This window comes from Pseudomonas sp. QS1027 (assembly GCF_002814235.1).
Taxonomy (GTDB): Bacteria; Pseudomonadota; Gammaproteobacteria; order Pseudomonadales; family Pseudomonadaceae; genus Aquipseudomonas.
Genome location: NZ_PHSU01000021.1, coordinates 144967 through 164188, shown reverse-complemented (window position 1 = coordinate 164188; position 19222 = coordinate 144967). Strand labels below are relative to the sequence as shown.

The following is a 19222-nucleotide window of genomic DNA, read 5'->3' as shown; positions in this document are numbered from 1 at the left end:
TCGCCGATGGTAGTGTGGGGTTTCCCCATGTGAGAGTAGGTCATCGTCAAGATTAAATTCCAAAACCCCAATTGCGAAAGCAGTTGGGGTTTTGTTTTTGTGCCGCCGAAAATTTGCACAGTTATTTTCGAGCTGGAACACTAGAATAGTCCCCGTCTTTTACAGAACCCGAGCCCTTTTATGCCGGATCCGGTGGACACCCCAGAGGTGTCGGAACTCCCCCTGGACACCTTGGTGGCCTGCCACGAATGTGACCTGCTGATGCTCAAGCCCCAGCTCGGCCTCGGCGAAAAAGCCCAGTGCCCACGCTGCGGCTACGAGCTCTACGCCCATCGGCACAATGTCGTCGAGCGCAGCCTGGCCCTGGTGCTCGCCGCACTCTTGTTGTACATCCCGGCGAACTTTTTACCCATCATGCAGCTCAATCTTCTGGGCCGGACTTCCGACGACACGGTCTGGAGCGGCGTACTGGGCCTGTACCATACCGGCATGTCCGGTGTCGCCGTGGTGGTGTTCCTGTGCAGCATGGGGATTCCCTTGCTCAAGCTGTTCTGCCAACTGGCCGTGCTGTTGAGCATTCGTTGGAATATCGGGCGCAGCTACGGCTTGCTGCTGTACCGCATTTACCACCACCTGCGCGATTGGGGCATGCTCGAGGTCTATCTCATGGGCGTGCTGGTGGCGATTGTCAAACTCGCCGACCTGGCGGAGCTGAGCCTTGGATTGGGCCTGGGCTGTTTTGTCGGTTTGCTGCTGGTCCAAGTGCTGCTGGAGGTGGTCATGTCGCCCCACCAGATCTGGCAGGCGTTATCGGGAGAGGACGAACATGCGGGCGATTGATGCAGGCATCCTGATCTGTATGGAATGCCACGAGTTGAACCGCCAGGAAGAGGACGGCGACGAGCAGGTCTGTACCCGTTGTGGTGCGGCTGTGCACCCACGGCGGCCCAACAGCCTGATCCGCACCTGGGCCTTGCTGCTGACCTCGGCGATTCTCTATATCCCGGCCAATATGCTGCCGATCATGACGGTCAGCTCCCTGGGCAAGGGTGACCCCAGTACCATCATGTCCGGTGTCATCACCCTGGTGCAGCACGGGATGTTTCCCATTGCCGCCGTGGTTTTTGTCGCCAGTATTCTGGTACCCACGTTCAAACTGGTGGGTATCGCCCTGCTATTGTTCTCGGTGCAGCGCCGCCAGCCGCTGTCGGCCCGGCAGCGGATCATCATGTACCGCTTTATCGAGTTCATTGGCCGCTGGTCCATGCTGGATATCTTTGTGATCGCCATTCTGGTGGCGATTGTGAACTTTGGAAGAATTGCCAGCGTCGAAGCCAATCTTGGCGCGATAGCCTTTGCCAGTGTGGTGATCTTGACGATGCTTGCCGCAGTAACCTTCGATCCCCGACTCATCTGGGACAACACGGAGTCGGACGACGACCATGAGTGATTTGCCAAAAGCCAAAACCCGTCCGGCCTCGAACTGGTCGGCCGTCTGGGTCCTGCCACTGATTGCCCTGATTATCGGTGGCTGGCTCGGCTGGCGTGCGTACAGCCAAAGCGGCATCGAAATCCAGGTGCGCTTCGAAAGCGGCGAAGGCATCCAGGCCAACAAGACCGAGATCGTCTACAAAGGCATGCCCATCGGCAAGGTCAAGGCCCTGAGCCTGGATGTCGAAGGCTCCACCAAGGGGGTCCTCGCCACCATCGAGATGAACAAGGATGTCGAGTCGTCCCTGCGCACCAACACCCGCTTCTGGCTGGTCAAGCCAAGCGTGACCCTGGCGGGTATTACCGGCCTCGACACCCTGGTGTCCGGCAACTACATCGCGGTCAGTCCCGGGGATGGCGAACCGGAGCGCAAGTTCAAGGCGTTGAACCAGGAACCGCCGCTGTCGGACCTCAAGCCGGGCCTGCATATCACCATCAAGGCTGACCGCCTGGGTTCCCTGAACCGTGGCAGCCCGGTGTTCTACAAGCAGATCCAGGTCGGCCAGATCAAGAGCTATGCGCTGTCCGCGGACCAGAACATGGTCGAACTCAAGGTCTTTATCGAGCCGACCTACGCCAACCTGGTGCGCAAACACACACGCTTCTGGAATGCCAGCGGCATCAGCATCGACGCCAACCTGTCCGGTGTGAAGGTGCGCAGCGAGTCCCTGGCGAGCATCGTCGCCGGCGGTATCGCCTTCGCCACCCCGGAGAATCGCAAGGACAGCCCGCCCACCGATCCGAGCCTGCCGTTCCGCCTCTATGAGGATTTCGATGCGGCCCAGGCCGGGATTCGCGTCAAGGTGAAACTCAGCGACTTCGAAGGGTTGCAGGCCGGGCGTACGCCGGTGATGTACAAAGGCATCCAGGTCGGCAGCCTGAAAACCCTGAAGATCGACCCCGACCTGACCAGCGCCAACGCCGAGCTGACCCTCGACCCGCTGGCCGAGGATTACCTGGTGGACGGTACCCAGTTCTGGGTGGTCAAGCCGTCGATTTCCCTGGCCGGTATCACCGGGATCGAGGCCCTGGTCAAAGGTAACTACATCGCCATTCGCCCTGGCGACAAAGGTGGTCACCCGCAGCGTGAGTTCGAGGCCCGGGCCAAGGCGCCGCCTCTGGACCTGCGTTCGCCGGGGCTGCACATGGTGCTGTTCACCGATAACCTCGGTTCCCTGGACGTCGGCAGCCCGGTGCTCTACCGCCAGGTGAAGGTCGGCTCGGTACAGAGCTATCAGTTCTCCCGTACCCGCAAACAAGTGATTATCGGCGTCCATATCGAGAAGGAATATGAAAACCTGGTCAACGCCTCGAGCCGCTTCTGGAACGCCAGCGGCATTACCTTGAGCGGCGGCCTGACCGGCGGCATCCAGGTGAAAAGCGAGTCTCTGCAAAGCCTGATGGCCGGCGGTATCGCCTTCGAGACCCCGCAGGACAAAGCCCCGCTGAAGAAGCGCATTCCGCGTTTCCGTCTGTTCCCCAACCACGACGACGCGCAGCAGCAAGGCACCTTGATCACCATTCGGGTCGATCGCGCCGACGGCCTGCGCAGTGGCACGCCGATCCGTTTCAAAGGCCTGGATGTGGGCAAGATCGAAAGCGTCGACCTGAGCGATGACCTGCAATCGGTGCTGCTGTCGGCACGGATTACCGAAGTGCCGGAACGCATCGCCCGGGCCGGCACTCAGTTCTGGGTGGTGAAACCGGAGTTGGGTTTGATCAAGACCGCCAACCTGGAAACCCTGGTCACCGGGCAGTACCTGGAAGTGCAGCCGGCGGCGAAGAAGCTCGGGGTGCAGAAGGATTTTGTCGCGCTCAAGGAACCGCCGGATGCGGCGGTACCCCAAGCGGGCTTGAGCCTGACCCTGAGCGCGGCGCGACGTGGTTCGCTGAAGGAAGGCGTGCCGGTGACCTACCGCGAGGTGACGGTGGGCAAGGTCACCGGGTATGAGCTGGGAGCGACCGCCGACCGGGTGTTGATCCATATCCTGATCGAGCCCCGTTATGCATCGCTGGTGCACACCGGCAGCCGTTTCTGGAACACCAGCGGGTTTGGTGTCGACTTCGGCTTGTTCAAGGGCGCAACGGTGCGTACCGAGTCGCTGGAGACGCTGATCCAGGGCGGGATCGCCTTTGCCACGCCGGATGGCGAGCGCATGGGCGCGGCGGCGCGGCCGTTGCAGACCTTCCCGTTGTTCGACAAGTTCGAGGATGAATGGCTGACCTGGGCACCGAAGATCAGCCTCGGTAAATAACCGCTACTCGAAATGAAAAGGCCGCGATCGATAATCGCGGCCTTTTGCTTTCCAGCGCTTGAAGTCAGACCTCGTCGAGCTCCGGTTCCGCCGCTGCGCTTGGCACCGTCGCCCGGACCTCGTCGTGCCGGCGGATGTACTTCCAGTCCGCTTCGTCGATATAGATCCCGTTCGGCCCGCTGCCGCCTTCCAGGTCGATGGCCACGTGTGCCGACACCTGCGGCTTCACGCTCGCCAGGATCGGCACGAAGCCCAGTTGCAGGCTGGTCTCCAGCAACGCCGCCTGGTTGCGCTCGTCGATGTCCGCGGCCTCGTCGAGGTAGTACGGCAGACGCACGCGCCCGGCCTGGTCGCGGTCCATCAGGTGCAGCAACAGGTACATGTTGGTCAGCGCCTTGATGGTCATGGTCGTACCGTTGGACGCCGCGCCGTCGATATCGGTGTGGATCACTGGCTGGCCATTGACCTTGGTGATCTCGAACGCCAGCTCGAAGAGGTCCTTCAGGCCCAGCTGGTTGTGGTTCGCCGCCACCAGCCGCGCCAGGTATTCCTTGGCCTCTTCGTTCTTGTTGTCCTGATCGGCACTCTGGCTCAGGTCGAACACCGACAGGGTCTCGCCTTCCTCGTACTGGCCGGCACTGTGGATGATCTGGTCGATGTGCTTGAGGGCGTCCTTGTTCGGTGCCAGGACGATACGGAAGCTTTGCAGGTTGGAGACCTGGCGCTTGTTGATCTCGCGGTTGAACAACGCCAGCTGGTGTTCCAGGCTGTCGTAGTCGCTGCGGATATTGCGCAGGGTCCGGGCGATATCGGTCACTGCCGCACGGCGTGCCTTGCCCAGGGTCAGGGCTTCGTCGGTGCGGTGGTCATAGGCGTTGATCAGCAGTTGCAGACGGCGCTCGATGTCGTCCTCGCTGTCGAACTTGGCCACGCCCTTGAGGCGTACCTGGGCGTACAGCGCGTCGATCTGCCCGTCGGCCCGCTGCAAGCCCTGCCAGCTGTCCTGGTAGTCGTTGAGCAGCGGCAGCAGGTTGTCCATGGAGTCATCTATCGGGTCCATGAACGGCGTGCCGAACGGCAGGTCGGCCGGCAGCAACTGGCGACGGCGCAGGGCGTCATCGAGGGTGCGCTGCTTGGCTTCCATGTCGCCGATCTGCCGGCCCACCAGTTGCAGCTTGGCCGACAGTTGCTGGACGCGTTCGGTGAAGGCATCGCTGGAGCGCTTCAGTTCATCCTGTGCGGCTTCCAGTTGGGCGAGCTGTTCCAGCTTGTCGCCTTCCTCGGCGCTCAGGGTCTGGGCGCGACGGAAATCCTCCAGGGCTTTCTGCGCATCCAGCACCTGCTGGTACAGCGCTTCGGTCTGGGTCTTGCTCGCGGCACGGTCGGCGGCCACGGCCTGCTGGGTTTTCAGTTGCTTGAGCTCTTTCTCCAGGCGCTCCTTCTGGTCCCGCAGCGCGGCTCGATCGGCCAGGGCCTGCAACGCCGGCGGCTCGATATGGGACAGGTCGATGGACAGGCCCGGTACTTCGAAGCGTTCGCCCTTGAAGCCGTCGAGGATCAGTTCCATGGACTTGACCCACTCGCCTTCCTCGTCCAGGGCAATGCCGTGCTCGCCCAGGGGCAGGCTGAACAGGGCACTGTTGAACAGGCGCATCAGGCGCTCGACATCCTGTTGCGAGAACTCTTCGCGCAGGCGTGCATAGCTGTTGTTGTCGGCGTGATCGAGTTGCTGTTTCACCGACTTCAGGCGTTTTTCCAGGTCGCGCAGGCGCTCTTCCAGATCCTCGGCGCTGAATTGCCGGGACTGGGCCAGGGCGCCAGCGAGTTCGTCGTGGGCATCCTTGGCCGCCAGCAGTTGCTGCTCCAGCACCTTCACATCGTTGACCAGGGCGAAGCGATTCTTGAGTACCGACAACTCGCCGAGCCAGCGTTGCAGGTCGCTGATTTCCCGCTCCAGGCGCATCAGCTCCTGGGTGCTGCTGCGCTGGTCGTTCTGCAGGGCGTCCTGTTCATTGCGGTAATGCTCGGACTGGATGACCAGCTCTTCCTTGCGCGCACCGGCATAGTCCGACCAGGTGCCGAGCAGCGAGTCCAGCAGCGGCGAAATACGGTGCAGCTTGCCGCGCAGCACATCGCGCTGGCGGACCCCCGAGGCCAGCGCCTCGACCAGGGGACCGGCGGCAACCATGGCGTTGTAATCCTGCTCCATGCGCCGCACATCGCGGAAGGCTTCCTCGCAGGCGGCGATATAGTCGACGCTGCCGGAACGCAGGCTGTGCTCGAAGGCATCGAGGAACAGCTGCTTGAGTTTGGCGGCGGTGATCTCGCGCATGTGCAGCAGGTTGATGAACAGCGCGCGGAAGGTCTTCAGGCTCTGTTCGCTGGTGGAGCGCAGCGGGATCAGCGTCAGGTCCAGCGGAATCGAAGTATGACCGCCGACCAGCAGGCGGCGCAGTTCATCGGGCTTGAGCTCGTAGGCTTTCAGGCCGTTGCGCTCGAGGTTGTTGAACAGCTCCTTCTGGCGCAGGCAGGTGTCGTCTTTCTGGTAGTGGGCCAGGTCCAGGCGTCCGGCGTAGGCGAAGAACTGGTGGCCGAAACCGCCGCCCGGGCCACGCCCGACCACACCGATCACATGGGGGCCGTGGGGCAGGGCGACTTCGACGAGGATGTAGCTGGTGTCGGTGGCGAAGTAGAAGCGCCGCGACTGCTCCAGGCTGTACTTGCCGAAGCTCATGTCCGACATGCGTGCCAGGATCGGGAACTGCAAGGCGTTGATCGAGGCCGATTTACCCAGGTTGTTCGCGCCATAGACCGACAGCGGGTGTTCCAGGGGAAACAGGCCGAGGCTGTAGCCGGCGGTGTTCAGCAGGGCGAAGCGGCGAATACCGTAGCGTTCCTGGCTCATGCGTCCATCTCCTGTTGCTCGGCGGCAATGGCTCGGGCCAGCGCGTCCTCTTCACTTTCTTCGGTGGGCTCGACGAATTCGCTGAGGTCCAGCGGGTCATCGGTTTCCAGCAGTTTTTCGTCGCTGTCGTCGTCCACCAGTACCGGCGTCGGCAATGGCAGCACGCTGTGCAGGCTGGCGGCCATGTCGCGGTCCTGCTGGACCGACAGGCAGACGTCGAGGAAGCGGTGCATCGGCGGCAGGAAGCGGAACAGGCCGGGTTCTTCGAGGGCGAAGCCGAGCTGGGTCATGCGACGCATGATCTTCTCTTCCAGCTCTTCCTGGGTGGTGACTTCTGCCTGGACGAACAGGTCGCGGTATTTCTCCAGCAGCGATGGCAGTTCGTCACGGCCCAGGCTACCGCCATCGAGCACGGCCACCGGGTCGCGACCCTGGTCGGCCAGGTGTTCCACCAGGATGAAGGTGAACAGCGCCAGGCGCTGGGCGGTCTTGTTCACCTGGGCGGCGGCATTGTCCGGGACAAAGTAGTAGAAACCACGGGTGTCGCAGACCAGCTCAAAGCCCAGGGCCTTGAACAGGGTGCGGTACTGATCCTGGCAGTTGGACAGTTGGGCGTACAGCTCCGGGTCGCGGCGGCTGACGTGGTAACCCTTGAACAGCTCGCGAAAGATCGGCGCCAGCTGGGACAGTTCGGAAAGATCAAGATGCATGAGGTGTGCTCGCGGAATGCTCGCCGGCTTCTTCGACACGCGAGAGCAGGGCGAAGGAGCGCAGGCTGACCTGGTGCTCCTGGGTGTGGTAGTCGCGGCGTTCGAGGCGCTCGCGCTGGAAACGTTTTTCCCGCGACAGGCGCGAGAACCAGTAGAGCAATTCGTCGGTGGCGCCGTCCGGCTCCTGCTCCAGCAGCCAGCTCATCAGGTCCGGCATCGGCAGGGCGTCGCTGCAGCGTTCGAGCATTTCCTTGACCGTGCGCGGGGCCCGTGGCGACTCGCCGCCCTTGGACGACTTGTGCGCCTTGGGGAAACGCGATGGCTTGGCTTCGAAGCGGGCCAGGGCGTAGACATAGGCCTCGACCTGGCCGGAGCTGCCGAGAAAGGTGCTCTGCGGACGGGTGAACATCGGCATCGCCGCTTGCGGCACCGCGTCCAGGCCCTTGCGGCGGATCACCGAGAGGGCCAGGGCCGCGCCACGGGTCACGGCGTTGTGCCGGCGGGCTTCTTCACGCAGCGGCAGCAGCAGTTCGCGGGCATGGCGCAGGGTCAGCTGGGCGCTGGTCTGCATTTCGAGGATCCGCGCGTGGGTGCGCAGCAGCATGTCGTCGTCCACCAGGTGGCCGAGGCGCTGCTGTTCGCTGAGCATGCGCAACAGCACGTTCTCGACCTTGCGCACGCCCTGTTCGAAGGCGCCGTCGGCGTTCACCAGCTGGATCATCGGCTCGACGTATTCGTCCCAGGTCGCCAGGACCTCGGCGTAACGCTGGCGCAACGGGATCTGCCGGTCGCTGGTCTTGGCCCGCTCGGCGACGGCCACCAGGGCCTGTTCGTCGTTGGCGAGCTTCTTCAGTACATCGCGCACGCGCATGTCGAGCAGGCGCAACTGGCGCGCCAGGTCGTTGCCGTCGCGGATATCGAAGGCGTCCTGGATATAACCGGCCAGGCGCTCGAGGTGGCGCAGGTAGGCTTCGATCTCCAGGCACAGGCCCAAACGGTGTTCACGGCGCAGGTAGGCGAGGAAGTCGTGGATCTGGGCATTGAGCTCGAAACGGTTCGGGCTTTTTGCCACGGGCACCAGGATATCGAGGCGAATCCACACGTCCAGCAGGCTGGTGATGTCCTGGGGCGTGCTGTCCAGCTGCTGGGCAGCCAGTTGCTGGCGCAGTTCACCGAGGCTCAGGGTGCCTTGGTCGAAGTGTTCGCACAGAGGCTCCAGAAGGGCCCAGTGCTCGGCGAGGGCGCGCAAGACGCGCTTGGGTTCGATCATGGGAGAGGCCGGCTGGTTGGCAAATTAAAAGGAGCGATTGTACTGCATGCCGCGCCCGATTTATCCCCAGCTGATCAGAGGCTTGGCGTTCTTGCGATCAACTGCGGGCGATCTTCGCCGAAGGGCGGTAGAATCCCTGCTTCAACTTATCCACAGATGGCCGACCTTTGCTTATCGAGTCCCGCCGCCGCGCTTATCTGACCGCCATGCAGGTGGTCCACTGGCTGCCCCGCACCGAACTGCCGTTCGCCGCGCCGTCGCGGCCGGAGTTGTTTGTCGAGCTGGAGCCGTTGGTCGAGGTCCAGGCCCCGGTGCCTGAAGCGCGCAAAGCCGCTGAACCGGTGGCCAGCAGGCCTGTCGAGCGGCCGAAGATCGAAGTGCCACGGCCTTCGCCGACCCCGCGTGCCGAAAGCAAGCCGGCGGTCGCTGCTGAAGAGGCGCCGACCCCGGTCAAGGTGGCTCAGGTCCCGCCGCCGCGCTTCGCACTGCAATTGTTGCGCGCCGGGCGTTGCCTGGTGCTGGTGGAGTTACCCACAGGCGAAGCCTTCCAGAGCCGCGATCCGGCCTACCTGTTGCTCAAGGACATGCTTCGCGCCGCCGGGCTGCCGGACAGCCCGCAGATCGTCGGCGAGCCGGTGCGCTGGCCACTGCTGGTGCGCGGCAACCTCGACCAGGGGCCGGACGCGGCACGGGACTTTGTCCAGGGCTTCGTCCAGGCCCGCCGGGAAGAGGGCGAGTGTGCCTGCCTGTGGCTGATCGGCCTGCCAGCGGTGCGTTTTGCCGGCGAAGCCAATGCCGAATCGTACAACCGTGAACTGCAGGTCGAAGGCCTGGGATCGGCCTGGGCGCTGCCCGGTCTGGAATTATTGATGGATGAGCCACAGCGCAAGGCTGATGTCTGGCAAGCCATGCGCCGGCTGATGGCGCGATGGAAAAGTAACGATGAGTGATGCGGTAAGTTTTCGCCCGATGACCGAGGCGGACCTGGATGCGGTTCTGAAGATCGAATACGCGGCGTTCAGCCATCCCTGGACCCGCGGGATTTTCCTCGATGGCCTGGGCAAGTATCAGATCTGGCTGATGTTCGAAGGTAGCCAGCAGGTCGGGCATGGTGTGGTGCAGATCATTCTCGATGAGGCACATCTGCTCAATATCACGGTCAAGCCGGAAAGCCAGGGCCGTGGCCTGGGCTTGCGCCTGCTGGAACACCTGATGTCGCGGGCCCATGCGGCCGAGGCCCGGGAGTGTTTCCTCGAGGTGCGCGACAGCAATCGGGCGGCTTTCCGCCTGTATGAGCGTTATGGTTTCAATGAAGTCGGGCGCCGTCGCGATTACTACCCGGCGGTGGGTGGACGCGAGGATGCGGTGGTGATGGCGTGTACGCTGGTTGACTGAGGATTTCCCACGTGACCCCAAGCCGGGGTCGGGTGTCATAACTTCGGACTATCTTGAGGCAGCAGAGCATGAACGAACTACAGGATCTGATTGATAACAACGAGCGCTGGGCCGCTGCGATCAAGGAAGAAGACCCGGAGTTTTTCGCCAAGCTCGCGCGCCAGCAGACTCCGGAGTTTCTCTGGATCGGCTGCTCCGATGCGCGGGTACCGGCCAACGAGATCGTCGGCATGCTGCCGGGCGATCTTTTTGTGCACCGCAACGTGGCCAACGTGGTGCTGCACACCGACCTCAATTGCCTGTCGGTGATCCAGTACGCGGTGGATGTGCTCAAGGTCAAGCACATCCTGGTCACTGGCCATTACGGTTGCGGTGGCGTACGGGCTTCGATGCAGGATCGCCAGTTGGGCCTGATCGATGGCTGGTTGCGTTCGATTCGCGACCTGTACTACGAGAACCGTGAAGTGCTGGCGCAGTTGCCAACCGAGGAAGAGCGGGTCGACCGCTTGTGCGAGTTGAACGTGATCCAGCAGGTGGCCAACGTCGGCCATACCACCATTGTGCAGAACGCCTGGCACCGTGGGCAGAGCCTGTCGATCCATGGTTGCATCTACGGGATCAAGGATGGGCGCTGGAAGAGTCTGAACGCCACCATCAGCGGCATCGAGCAGTTGCCGCCGCAGTACCGGTTGCGGCCGGTGGATGCGCCCTGAAGTCCTGCTGACAGCGCAAGCCTTGTCGGAACGCCGATTCCTTAAGAGGTGCATCGCTTGAACTGACGCTTTCGCGGGCAAGCCCTGCTCCTGCAGTTTTTGTGTCGTATACAAAGTTAGTGAACGACGACGGACTGTAGGAGCAGGGCTTGTCGGATCGCCGCACCGCCGCGAATAGGCCCTTGAGCCTTACGCGGTCAGATAACCGGCATCGCCGTCACTGGCGCCGGCGCCGGTTTCTTCAACTCGTTGAGCTGCGTCTTGATCGCCGTGGTCGAGCATTTCTTCTCGGCATCGGCTGGCGACAGGTTGCGTATCGACTCATAGAACAGCACGCAGGTTTTTTGCGTGTTGGTCACCTGCCAGTTGTCGGTACAGCTTTTCAGCTGCGCCGCCGGATCGCCGCCCGGTTTCTGGCCCATGCCAGCCTGCCAGCAGGCGGCACTCAAGTCCTGCCCCATGACCTTCAAGCCCGCCGCGTCGGCCTTCGCCTGATCGCCGCCATAGCTGGCCGGGTCCGCTGCGTACCAGATATAGCTCGGGTGATTGGAGCCCAGCACCGGTACGATCGCCCCCGCTGTCGGGCGGATGAGGCCCAGCTGTAGCACACCGACGTCCGCGCCATATTGCTGCTTGATCCAGTTCCGCACCGGTGCACCGAAGGCCACCATCGGCAACGCCGTGCCCTTGGTGGTGATGCTGACTTCCTTGACCATGGTGGTCTGGTAGTCGGTGAAGTAGCTGTAGACGGTTTCCAGGGTGCTGCCAGCGTTGGACGGCGCGGCAATCGGGGCGATGTCGATGATGGTCTGGTAACCCGGTGTCTGATCCTTGGGGATACCGTTGTCGGTCAGGAGCTCGGCCCAGCGATCGGTGGTGGCCGACTCCAGGTAGTCCTGGGCCTGGGTCAACGAGTAATCCGGCGGGAAGTGCAGCAGTTCGACGCTCTTGCGGTTGTCCAGGGCCAGGCCCAGCGGCAGGAACAGGTACCAGTTGTAGGCCCATTTACCGTCGGCATTCAGTTTGGAGGCGCCTTTGTAGGCCAGTTCGCCAGCGTTGAGCAGTTGCTCCAGCGGTTTGTCATAACCGTTCGGCACGCCGCTGAAGTGGGCATAGAGCTGGCCGGCGTCGGCTTTCACCGTCACCTTGGCGTTGGGGTAGCCGTCACGCTTCACGCTCTGGTTCAGATAGTGCTCGGCGGTCTGTTCCAGGGTCCAGGGGCGAAAGCAGATGACATTGCAATTGTTGGGATAGGCGAAAAGCTGGGTGACGCGTTCCTTACTGCCCAGTTTCATTTCGACATCGGCGTGGGCGAGGGTGCTCAGGGTGAGTGCGGCTAATGTACTCGTCAATACGGCGATTTTTGACATGCTCAGATCCTTTTCAGCGTTGGCCCCATCAATGCGAGGGCAGCGCCATACTGGATCAGCTGCGGCCAGGAGAAAAGCCGCTGGTCGGTGTTTTTTTCGCTGTTTGGCGCAAGTGGGAAAGTGTGTCGCAATTGGCTGTCGGACCCATCCGAAAGAAGGCTCGCTCCCCGTGGGGGAGCGAGGGACAAGCGGCATTGGTCAGGCCGTGAAACGCAGTGCGTTGGTCAGATCGCCCATCGGCTTCTGGCCACGGGCAGTCATCGCGTCATCGCGCTGCTTGAGACCGTCGAGTTTTTCCAGTTGGAACACCCGGGTGATCAAACGCAGGATCGAGGCGGTGTCGTACACCGTGTGATCCACCGTGCCCTTGCGAGCGAAGGGCGAGACCACCAGGGCCGGAATCCGCGTGCCCGGGCCCCAGCGATCGCCTTGCGGTGGCGCCACGTGGTCCCACCAGCCGCCGTTTTCGTCGACAGTGACCACCACCACCATGTTTTTCCATTGCGGGCTTTCTTGCAGCACTTTCAGGATACGGTCGATATGCCGGTCGCCGGATGCCACGTCGGCGTAACCGGCGTGCATGTTCAGGTTGCCCTGGGGCTTGTAGAAGGTCACTGCTGGCAACTTGCCGGCCTGGGCATCGGCGAGGAACTTGTTGCTGCTCGGGTCTTCACCCAAACCGCCATCGCGCAGGCGCTTGGCACGCTCGGCGGGGTTTTCCGGACCCTGCTGCTTGAAGTAGTTGAACGGCTGATGGTGGTACTGGAAGTTCGGGATCTTCGGAATGCCGGCCGAGTCCTTGAACTGGTCCAGGGTGACCTGCCAGGCACCGGCGTACCAGGCCCAGTCGACGTTCTTCTTCGACAGTTTGTCGCCGATGTGTTCGTGGCCCTGGGGTACCAGCACCGTGGGCAAACCCGGCTTGGCATAGTCCGGATGATCGGTGTCGCGGATCCAGGTCGGCCAGTAGGGCGGAGCCATGGTGTTCACCGCGTAACCATCCGGGGTCAACGCGCTGGGGCCGAACTGCGGCGCGCCGGTCATGGCGCTGGCCGGGGATTTCTCCAGGGGCTTCAAGCGCGTGCCAAGCGGGTCGTCGGTTTCCAGCGTGGCGATCTGTGGCTTGGCCACCGAGTTGGCGGCGTCCGGGTAGAAGGGGACCTTCGCGCTGATCAGGTATTGGTGGTTGAGGAACGAACCGCCGAAGGCACCCTGGAAGAAGTTGTCGCAGAGCACGAATTCCTTCGCCACGTCCCACAGACGCAACGAGTAACGGTTCTGGGCGTAGTGACCCATGGTCAGGCCGCCGGAGTCGGCCCAGGCGACGAACTGGTCGTTCTTGCCGCCGTTGATCTGCATCTGGTTCTGGTAGAACACGTGCCACAGGTCACGGGTGACCAGGCTCAGGGGCAGGTCCTCGCCGTTCGGGCCCTTGAGGGCGTACGGGGCGTTGGGCAGGTTCTGCTGGAACTGGGTTTCCGCCGGATAGGTCACTCCGTCGACGCTTTGCGGGCCGATCTGCAGCACACCGCCCCAGGCCGGTGGCAGGGTCTGCAGCAGGCTGCCATCACGGTCGCGTTGCTGGTAGTCCGCCGCCGCAAGGGCCGACAAGGGTTTCTCGAGACCGGGGAAGTCGGCGAACAGGTTGTTGAAGCTGCGGTTCTCGGCGTAGATCACCACCACGGTTTTCACCTGGTCGTGCAGCGCCTTGTCCAGCTCGGCGCCCGACAGTTCGCGGGTGTCCGGTTTGCCGGGCTCGCTCGGGGAACCGCAGGCGGTCAGCGTTGCGCCAACACCCAACACGGCCACGCCACCGAGGAAGCGGCGGCGACTGGTGTCGGTGGGGTTATCGGTTTCGGGCGCTTGCGACTGGTCGAGGTCTTTCTCGTCACTCATCCTGGGTTCCTGCTGGCTGGGTTTGACGTATCAAAATATTTCGCATCGCAACTTAGCAACGCAATATGACGGAACAGCGACAGATCCATTCTGCCGCTGGGCAGTATGCCAATTGTCGAAGGAATGGGGCAGGGATTGCGTGACGGAATTTTGCCGGGATGCGAGGGTGTCCCGGGGACCTTACAGGGCCCCGGATTGAATGGCCGCAACCATCGCCGCGACCTTGTTGGTGGTGCCGGTCTTGGTGATCGCGTTGGCGATATGGAAGTTCACCGTGCGCACGTTGAGTTCAAGTAACTGGGCGATCTGCGGCGCGGTTTTACCTTCGCCCGACCACTTCAATACCTCGACTTCCCGAGGGGATAGCAGATGTGTGGGGGGCGCGGGCAGGTCGCGGGTGACCACTGAATGCAGGACATTGCACAGCCACAGAATATGCCCGGCCTTCTGGTAAAGCTCGCGACGATCGATTTCGCCCCTGGGGCGGGCGACGCACAGAATGCTCTGATGACCCTGGACATGCTGTACCGCCTGTGACCAGCCATGGAGCATGCCAAACGATTGCTTTTTGGCCCAGAACGCAGGGGCCTTGGCAAAAATCTCCGACGACCAGAGCACGGGCAGGTGCGAATGCCGGGCGCGGGTCAGCACCGGGTCGATCTCGTGGAGGCTGTGGTCCTGATAGTACTGGTTCCATTCCTCGGGATAATTGTTCTTTATCCAGGGAACGGCACCGAGGTTCAGCCTGACATAACAGTAATAGGGGTAGCCTAGTTGCTTGACCAGACCGGGCAAGAGCTCGAACAGTTCCTGTTCGTCTTGCGCCGAACCCAGAAGCCGCAGTTGCTCTTCTTTCCATTGGTCCATGGTTTATCCACCTTGAAGCACGACGGGTGGGGGCAGGGCACGCTCGGAAACACGCGATGGTACGATCGTGCCGGTTTGTCCCGACAGCCTAATACATGATGCCGATCATTGACTCGCAGAATTTGTGTTCTTGCGCACTTATTCAGCATCAATTCAGCATTGTGACGATTAGCGTCGTCGTTTTTTGAGATTGCATCTTTCTTGATACTTTTCGGGTCGCTGCAAGCCGCTGCAAGAGCGCCAATAGCAGCACTCTTGCAGCGGCTTGCAGGTTTGTCGCAACCGCTATGGCATGACGGGTGCGTTGTAGGCCAGGGTGGTCCCCAGTGCCCACAGCAGGAACAGTACCAACGGCGCATGCACCAGCAGTTGCACGAAGGAGAAGCCGATCAGGTCCCGCGCCTTCAATCCCAGCACGCCCAGCAGCGGCAGCATGTAGAAGGGGTTGATCAGGTTCGGCAGCGCTTCGGCCGCGTTGTAGATCTGCACGGCCCAGCCCAGGTGGTATTTCAGGTCATTGGCCACCTGCATCACATAGGGCGCCTCGATGATCCACTTGCCGCCACCGGAAGGAATGAAGAAGCCGAGTACCGCCGAGTACACGCCCATCAGCAAGGCGTAGGTGTCGTGCGAAGCGATCTGGGTGAAGAAGGTCGAGATGTGATGGGCCAGGGTCAGCGCGTCGCCGCCCTTGACCGTGGTCATCAGTGCCGCGATGGAACCGTACAACGGGAACTGGATCAGCACGCCGGTGGTGGTCGGTACCGCGCGGGCCACGGCGTCGAGAAAACTGCGCGGGCGCCAGTGCAGCAGGGCACCGGCCATCAGGAACAGGAAGTTGTAGGTGTTCAGGCCGGAGATGGCGCTGATCGCCGGTTTGGTCGAGAACTCATGGAACAACCAGCCGGCGGCCAGCAGGGCCAGCAGAATGGTCAGCAGCGGGCTGTATTCCAGCCATTCGCCGGGGCGGGTGCGCTGGCTCAGCGGCGGCAGGTTGAAGCTCGGATCAACGCCGCAGGCCTTGGCATCCCGGGCCGAGTCGGGCCCCGGTGCGGTGGCGTAGGCGATCACCAGCGAGACCACGATCAGCGCCAGCAACAGCACGCCGGACTGCCAGAGGAAGATGGTCTGGGTGAAGGGAATCACCCCGGTGATCGACAGGATCGACGGTGGCAGGCTGGCCGGGTTGGCCTGCAACTGGGCGGCGGACGACGACAGCCCCAGGGCCCAGACGGCACCCAGACCCAGGTAGGCGGCGGCACCGGCGGCGCGGTAGTCCATGCGCAGGTCGGTGCGGCGCGCCAGGGCGCGGACCAGCAAACCGCCGAAGACCAGGGACAGGCCCCAGTTCAGCAGCGAGGCAACCATGGAAATCAGCGCGACCCAGGCCACCGCCGAACGGCCATTCTTCGGAATACGGGCCAGGCGGTCGATCAGCTTCACCGCCGGTGGCGAACTGGCAACCACATAGCCACCGATCACCACAAAGGCCATCTGCATGGTGAAGGGGATCAGGCTCCAGAAGCCGTCGCCGAAAGCCATCGCGGCTTCGCTCGGCTTGGCGCCGATGGCCAGGGTGGCCAGGGCGACGACGATCACCGCCAGCGCGGCAAACACCCAGGAGTCGGGAAACCAGCGTTCGGCCCAGTTCGAGCAGCGCAGGGCAAAGCGGGCGTAGCGGCTGGTTTCTATAGCAGCGGCCATGGGAAGGTCCTCTTGTTCTTGGTCTTATTAGGGAGCTACAGACGAAGCGCTGGGAGCGCAATCTGTGAGCAGGTGCCCACGATAAATCAATCCGGGGAGATTTTCTGACTCTCTTTAGTAGCAGAGTGATATTGCAATCTGACGGACACCGGCGATGTCGGCCCAATGCCTTTGGCAAACTCAGGTATCCTCCGATTTTTGCAGCGGCTGGCGAACGGCCGTTGTGGTATTTGAATACGTTGCCAGGGTGTTTTCATGACTGCCGATCACATTCCGCACACCCGTCGTTTTGCCCGGTCCGACTACAAGACCCTGGGCCTGGCGGCGTTGGGCGGTGCGCTGGAAATCTACGACTTCATCATTTTCATGTTCTTCGCGCTGACCCTCAGCGAGCTGTTCTTTCCTCCGCAAATGCCCGAGTGGTTGCGGCTGTTGCAGAGCTTCGGGATTTTCGTCACCGGCTATCTGGCGCGACCGCTGGGCGGCATCCTGATGGCACACTTCGCCGACCGCCTGGGACGCAAGCGGGTCTTCAGCCTGAGCATCCTGATGATGGCCCTGCCATGCCTGCTGATCGGGATCATGCCGACGTATGCCCAGATCGGTTACTGGGCGCCCTTGCTGCTGTTGTTGCTGCGGGTGTTGCAAGGCGCGGCGGTGGGCGGCGAAGTGCCGAGTGCCTGGGTCTTTGTCGCCGAGCACGCGCCAGCCGGGCACCGCGGTTATGCCCTCGGGGTTTTGCAGGCGGGGCTGACCTTCGGTTATCTGCTGGGTGCCTTGACCGCGACCGCCCTGGCGCGGATCTACAGCCCGGGCGAAGTCCTCGATTTCGCCTGGCGCTTTCCGTTCCTGCTGGGCGGGGTGTTTGGCGTGATCGGTGTCTGGCTGCGCCGCTGGCTCAGTGAAACCCCGGTGTTCATGGCCTTGCAGGCGCGCCGGGAAGAAGGCGAGGAGGTGCCGTTGCAGGCGGTCTTGCGCACCCACCGGCGGGCGATCCTGCCGGCGATGCTGCTGACCTGCGTCCTGACCTCGGCGGTGGTGGTGCTCGTGGTGGTTACGCCGACCGTGATGCAGAAGGTCTTCGGCATGAGTGCCAGCCATACCTTCGCCTTGAGCAGCCTGGGGATCGTGTTCCTGAACATCGGCTGTGTCCTGGCCGGTCGGCTGGTGGACCGGATCGGGGCCTGGCGCGCGGTGCTGTTCTACAGCGCCTTGCTGCCACTGGGTATCGCGCTGCTCTACAGCTGCCTGATCCATGGCGGCGAATGGATTGGCCTGGCCTATGCCCTGGCGGGCCTGGCCTGTGGTGTGGTGGGGGCGGTGCCTTCGGTGATGGTGGGGTTGTTCCCGGCGCGCATCCGGGTCTCGGGCATTTCCTTTACCTACAATATCGCCTACGCCCTCTGGGCCAGCACCACACCGCTGTTGCTGATCGGCCTGATGCCCTGGAGCTCGTGGGTCTGCGTCGGTTATTGCGCGGTGATGGGCGTCGTCGGGGTGCTGATCGCCTTGTACTTCGGGCCGCGCGCCTCGGCGATGGCCGAGGCTTCGAGCGTTCGCGGCTGCTGAGCCGCGTCCGTTCCTGGCGGTTTTGCGTGGTCAGCGCGTCTCGGTCACCTTCTTGAGGAAGCGTGGCTGATCGGGATTGCGGCCACGCAGTTCGGCGAGCTTGGCCGCCATCAGGTAAAAGCCCTGGATCATGGTGAATGGCTCCAGCAACGGGTGGGCCGTCGGCATGCTGACCAGGTTCGCGCCGGGCGTTCCCCGTGGCGCCACCAGCAAGACCCGGGCGCCGCGCTGGCGCATGTCCTCGGCGAACGCCAGGGTGCCGGCCTGCTCGGGGCCGGACGGGGCGAAGAGCAGGACCGGATAACCGGCCTCGATGATTTCCATCGGTCCGTGGCGGACCTCTGCACTGGAAAAGGCTTCGGCCTGGATCCCCGAGGTTTCCTTGAGTTTCAGCGCCGCTTCCTGGGCGATGGGCAATGCCGGGCCACGTCCGATCACCACCATCTTGTCGACCGGCTGCAAGACCTCAAGGGCTAGCGACCAGTCCGCGTCGGCTGCTCGCGCCAGGGCGGCGGGCAACTCCTGCAGGGCGACGCCGAGGCCATTGTCCTGGCCCAGCCTGGCACTCAGCGCCGCCACGGTCTGCACCCCGGCCATCAACATGGCGACATAGCTTTTGGTCGCGGCCACGCTTTGTTCCAGCCCGGCCGGCAGCAGCACCTCGGCGTCACTGGCGGCGGCCAGCGGCGACTTGGCGGTATTGACGAAGGCCGCCACGCGAGCGCCCAGTCGTTTCAGGTAGTTCACGCTGGCGATCAGGTCCGGGCTCTTGCCCGATTGCGACAGGGCGGCCACCCAGCAGTGTTTCAGGCGTAGCGGCGGTTGTTGCAGGCTCACCAGTGACAGCGGGATCGACAGCCAGGGAATCCCGACCTGGCTCATCATGGCATAGCCGAAGTAGGCGGCCGCGTGATCGGAACTGCCACGGGCGACGCTGATGATCAGCTCCGGCAACGCGGCAGCCAGTTGCTCGCCGAGGGCGGCGATGGCGCGATCATCGTCGAGCATGCGTTGCACGACGGCGGGTATCGACAGGGTTTCCTGGAGCATCAGTGACATAAGGTGAATACCTGGGTG

General features: G+C 62.8%; 15 protein-coding genes. 7 read left to right on the top strand and 8 right to left on the bottom strand.

Annotated elements, in window-relative coordinates; all coding sequences use genetic code 11:
• Positions 1-180 precede the first annotated feature (180 nt).
• From CWE01_RS20450 to CWE01_RS20440, 3 genes are read left to right on the top strand one after another with little or no spacing between them, the layout of a single operon-like run.
• Positions 181-840, top strand: coding sequence for a paraquat-inducible protein A (locus CWE01_RS20450; protein WP_100942355.1), 660 nt, complete (start codon positions 181-183; stop codon positions 838-840).
• The gene (locus tag CWE01_RS20445; RefSeq protein ID WP_100942354.1) at positions 827-1450 is read left to right on the top strand and encodes a paraquat-inducible protein A; all 624 of its coding nucleotides are present in this window, start codon (positions 827-829) and stop codon (positions 1448-1450) included. The genes CWE01_RS20450 and CWE01_RS20445 overlap by 14 nt, the downstream gene beginning before the upstream one ends.
• Positions 1443-3746 carry a PqiB family protein gene (locus CWE01_RS20440; RefSeq protein WP_100942353.1) on the top strand — a complete coding sequence of 768 codons (2304 nt, stop codon included), beginning with the start codon at positions 1443-1445 and terminating at the stop codon, positions 3744-3746. The genes CWE01_RS20445 and CWE01_RS20440 overlap by 8 nt, the downstream gene beginning before the upstream one ends.
• Before the next feature lie 64 nt (positions 3747-3810).
• Here the strand turns inward: CWE01_RS20440 and mksF are convergent, their stop codons facing one another.
• From mksF to mksB, 3 genes are read right to left on the bottom strand one after another with little or no spacing between them, the layout of a single operon-like run.
• Positions 3811-6651, bottom strand: coding sequence for an Mks condensin complex protein MksF (mksF, locus tag CWE01_RS20435; RefSeq protein WP_100942352.1), 2841 nt, complete (start codon positions 6649-6651; stop codon positions 3811-3813).
• A complete protein-coding gene (gene mksE, locus CWE01_RS20430; protein ID WP_100942351.1) occupies positions 6648-7361 on the bottom strand; it encodes an Mks condensin complex protein MksE in 714 nt (237 codons plus the stop codon). Before mksE ends, mksF begins: the two co-directional genes overlap by 4 nt.
• Positions 7351-8631 carry an Mks condensin complex protein MksB gene (gene mksB, locus CWE01_RS20425; RefSeq protein WP_100942350.1) on the bottom strand — a complete coding sequence of 427 codons (1281 nt, stop codon included), beginning with the start codon at positions 8629-8631 and terminating at the stop codon, positions 7351-7353. Before mksB ends, mksE begins: the two co-directional genes overlap by 11 nt.
• A gap of 167 nt (positions 8632-8798) precedes the next feature.
• Between mksB and CWE01_RS20420 the strand changes: the two genes are divergently transcribed.
• The 3 genes from CWE01_RS20420 to can all read left to right on the top strand — a co-directional run bounded on the left by CWE01_RS20420 (position 8799) and on the right by can (position 10739).
• Positions 8799-9581, top strand: coding sequence for an energy transducer TonB (locus CWE01_RS20420; protein ID WP_100942349.1), 783 nt, complete (start codon positions 8799-8801; stop codon positions 9579-9581).
• Positions 9574-10026 carry a ribosomal protein S18-alanine N-acetyltransferase gene (rimI, locus tag CWE01_RS20415; RefSeq protein ID WP_100942348.1) on the top strand — a complete coding sequence of 151 codons (453 nt, stop codon included), beginning with the start codon at positions 9574-9576 and terminating at the stop codon, positions 10024-10026. The genes CWE01_RS20420 and rimI overlap by 8 nt, the downstream gene beginning before the upstream one ends.
• Before the next feature lie 68 nt (positions 10027-10094).
• Positions 10095-10739: a carbonate dehydratase gene (gene can / locus CWE01_RS20410; protein WP_100942347.1), complete on the top strand. Its 645-nt coding sequence runs from the start codon at positions 10095-10097 to the stop codon at positions 10737-10739.
• 197 nt (positions 10740-10936) lie between these two features.
• Here the strand turns inward: can and CWE01_RS20405 are convergent, their stop codons facing one another.
• The 4 genes from CWE01_RS20405 to CWE01_RS20390 all read right to left on the bottom strand — a co-directional run bounded on the left by CWE01_RS20405 (position 10937) and on the right by CWE01_RS20390 (position 16576).
• Complete coding sequence (locus tag CWE01_RS20405; protein WP_100942346.1) at positions 10937-12109, bottom strand: hypothetical protein; 1173 nt, start codon at positions 12107-12109, stop codon at positions 10937-10939.
• 198 nt (positions 12110-12307) lie between these two features.
• A complete protein-coding gene (locus tag CWE01_RS20400; protein ID WP_100942345.1) occupies positions 12308-14005 on the bottom strand; it encodes an acid phosphatase in 1698 nt (565 codons plus the stop codon).
• Between the two features lie 180 nt (positions 14006-14185).
• Positions 14186-14872: an autoinducer binding domain-containing protein gene (locus CWE01_RS20395; protein WP_100942344.1), complete on the bottom strand. Its 687-nt coding sequence runs from the start codon at positions 14870-14872 to the stop codon at positions 14186-14188.
• A gap of 285 nt (positions 14873-15157) precedes the next feature.
• Positions 15158-16576 carry a short-chain fatty acid transporter gene (locus tag CWE01_RS20390; protein ID WP_100942343.1) on the bottom strand — a complete coding sequence of 473 codons (1419 nt, stop codon included), beginning with the start codon at positions 16574-16576 and terminating at the stop codon, positions 15158-15160.
• A 255-nt stretch (positions 16577-16831) separates the two neighbouring features.
• On the opposite strand from CWE01_RS20390, the gene CWE01_RS20385 reads away from it, so the two are divergent.
• Positions 16832-18145, top strand: coding sequence for an MFS transporter (locus CWE01_RS20385; RefSeq protein WP_100942342.1), 1314 nt, complete (start codon positions 16832-16834; stop codon positions 18143-18145).
• A 30-nt stretch (positions 18146-18175) separates the two neighbouring features.
• On the opposite strand, the gene CWE01_RS20380 is transcribed toward CWE01_RS20385, so the two are convergent.
• Positions 18176-19204, bottom strand: coding sequence for an SIS domain-containing protein (locus CWE01_RS20380; RefSeq protein WP_100942341.1), 1029 nt, complete (start codon positions 19202-19204; stop codon positions 18176-18178).
• Positions 19205-19222 lie beyond the last annotated feature (18 nt).